Source organism: Arsenophonus sp. ENCA, from assembly GCF_002287155.1.
In the GTDB taxonomy this organism is placed as follows: domain Bacteria; phylum Pseudomonadota; class Gammaproteobacteria; order Enterobacterales; family Enterobacteriaceae; genus Arsenophonus; species Arsenophonus nilaparvatae.
This window is the reverse complement of record NZ_NHNG01000088.1, coordinates 1-2892: the sequence shown is the minus strand read 5'-3', so window position 1 is coordinate 2892 and position 2892 is coordinate 1. Positions and strand designations below refer to the sequence as shown.

Annotated in this window: 2 protein-coding genes and 2 pseudogenes; 3 read left to right on the top strand and 1 reads right to left on the bottom strand. The window is 38.6% G+C overall.

From position 1 onward, the window contains the following. From CBG25_RS02600 to phoR, 3 genes and pseudogenes are all read left to right on the top strand, one after another. Positions 1-372, top strand: a 372-nt coding sequence (locus CBG25_RS02600) for a transposase (protein ID WP_290603757.1), incomplete at its 5' end; no start/stop codon positions are given. Positions 373-851: 479 nt separating this feature from the next. After that, positions 852-1541, top strand: a pseudogene (gene phoB / locus CBG25_RS02595) (phosphate regulon transcriptional regulator PhoB). Positions 1542-1566: 25 nt separating this feature from the next. Continuing rightward, positions 1567-2655: pseudogene (gene phoR, locus CBG25_RS02590) on the top strand (phosphate regulon sensor histidine kinase PhoR); the annotation flags it as partial. A gap of 54 nt (positions 2656-2709) precedes the next feature. Here phoR and CBG25_RS02585 read toward each other — a convergent pair. Further along, positions 2710-2892, bottom strand: a 183-nt coding sequence (locus tag CBG25_RS02585; RefSeq protein WP_366212660.1) for a transposase family protein, incomplete at its 5' end; no start/stop codon positions are given.

Here is a 2892-nt window from a genome sequence, read left to right as displayed (position 1 = left end):
AGCACCCACGACAGTCAGCATTTCGAAAGGGTCATTGACAAGGCCAACACCAATCGCAATATCTACGCCGACCGAGGCTATCCCTCTGCGGAGCGGGAAGCTTGGCTGAAGGCAAACGGCTATAGGAGCCAGATTCAGCGTAAAGGCCATCGAAACAAACCGTTGTCCAAGACTCAGCAAGGGCGAAACCACAGGATTGCAAAGACTAGGGCACGGGTTGAACATGCATTTGCGGCGATGGAACAAATGGGTAGAAAACTGATCCGCACCATTGGACAGGTGCGCGCTAATTTTGCCATGACGATGATGGCAGCATGTTACAACCTAAAGCGGTTGGCGTACTTCCAGAGCGCGTGCATCGTGGCTTTCTGACGCCCAGAATGGGTCAAATGGCCCTAGCCAGGGCAATGTGCGATAGAATCAGTAGCGTGATAATCAAAAAAAATCTAATTATTTAGAATGAAAGCCAAGGGTTAATTGAAAATCTTGAGTTTTTCGAGGTGCCCAATTATCTATATTATAAATAGTTCTTCGTTTTTTCATCATTTCAATAAATTTGTTTGGCATTATATTTTCCTTATATTAATAAGGTCATAAATTAATTATGTGTAGATAGGTTATTGATAACTATAATCGGGTCGATAAAAAATCATAGATAAAAATTTTAACCATATCGTTCAAAAATTCAGTTATTAATTAATTTTGTGAATTAGATATCATATCTCATATTTAGCCTGAAAATTTGCAACTTGACGAAATTCGCCACAATATTTCATAAAATGGTCATAAATATGAAATAATGGCGCCTACTAATTTGATAATGAAATAATGAAATAATGATAGGATCAATCATGGTAAGACGTATTTTGGTCGTCGAAGATGAAACCGCGATCCGTGAGATGGTTTGCTTTGTATTAGAACAGAATGGATTCCAAACCATTGAGGCTGATGATTATGATTCAGCAATTGCGCAGCTCATAGAGCCTTATCCGGCACTTATCTTGCTAGATTGGATGATCCCGGGTGGTTCGGGTATCCAGCTTATTGCCCATATAAAGCGTGATCAACTGATCCGAAATATCCCGATTATGATGTTAACTGCAAGGGGAGAAGAAGAAGATCGGGTGCGAGGTTTAGAAATTGGGGCAGATGATTATCTGACAAAACCTTTTTCACCTAAAGAGCTGATTGCTAGAGTAAATGCAATTTTACGTCGCGTTTCAGCTATGGTTAGCGACAATGTTATTGAAATGAAGGGGTTGAAGCTAGATCCTACCTCTCATCGGGTAACGAGTGATACAACGTCGATAGAAATGGGGCCGACAGAATACAAATTACTGCATTTTTTTATGACTCATCCAGAACGAGTTTATAATCGTGAGCAATTATTAAATTATGTTTAGGGTGTGAATATTTATGTTGAGGATCGGACAGTAGATGTGCATATTCGTCGTTTACGTAAAGCACTTGCTGTGGGTGGTCATGATAAAATGATCCAGACAGTTCGAGGTACAGGCTATCGTTTCTCTGTCCGTTATTGATTGTTGGTTATAAGGAAAAGTCGGCGTGCTTGAACGTTTGTCGTGGAAAAAATTAGTGGTTGTTTTGATTTTATTCTGTTTACCGGCATGTGGATTATCACTTTTTATTGGTCATCTATCTTGGTTGCTCGTGATTTCACTATTAGCCGCTTTATGTTGGCATAGTTATCATTTACTGAAATTATCTGATTGGCTTTGGCTTGAACGTCGTTTACTGCCACCAACTGGACAAGGTGCTTGGGAAACGATTTTTTATGGTATTTATCAATTACAGCAGCGCAATCGTAAACGTCGGCGTGAATTGGTACAAATTATCAGGCGATTTCGGAGTGGTGCAGAATCTTTGCCTGATGCAGTTATTATAATGACAGCAGAAGGTAATATTGTTTGGTGTAATCGTTTAGCTGAATATTTATTGGGATTTCGTTGGCCGGAGGATAGTGGGTAATCTATTTTCAATTTACTCCGTTATCCTGATTTTAACCGTTATTTTATGTTAGCCGACTATTCTGTGCCGTTTACGATAGCGTTAAATAACAGTGCTATGGTTGAATTTCAAATTATGTCTTATGTTGACGACCAATTATTAATGGTTGCAAAAGACATAACGGAAAAGGTGAAATTGGAAAAATTACGCGGCGAATTTTTTGCTAATGCTAATCATGAATTACGTACACCATTAACTGTTTTACAAGGTTATTTGGAAATCATGGATGAGCAAATTGATAGTCATTCGGCTAACAAAAAAGCTTTACACTCAATGCGTGAACAATTGGCACGCATGGATAGTTTAATTAAACAATTACTTCAGCTTTCCCGCATTGAAATAGCACCACATATTAATTCGAATGAGCAGATAAATATTCCGGCAATGCTAAATACAATAAAACAAGATGTAATAAATTTAAGCTTGGGAAAGCATGAAATTATTTTTGATGTGGATAAAAAATTACAAGTTTATGGTCATGAAGAGCAACTGAGAAGCGCCATTTCAAATCTTATCTATAATGCGATTAACCATACACCGATTGGAACATCTATTCATATTGGTTGGCAACAAATTAAACAGGGAGCACTTTTTTCTATTCGCGATAATGGTCCGGGAATTGCTTCAGTAAGCGTGTTGCTTAATAGTGAAATAAGGGTGTTTCGGTGATTGAAGTAAATTTTACGCTGTTCTGAGATGGAAATTCCAAAGACCTGCGCTAAGGAGTAAGAAGGTATCATCAATAAAGGGTCTACGATTCCGTAAAATTTGGGTCATGCAACCGAGGCGCTTGATACCCGCGATGGCGTGTTCAACTGTAATACGGATGCCCGAGATTATTTTATTTTCTTGTTTTTGTTCAGG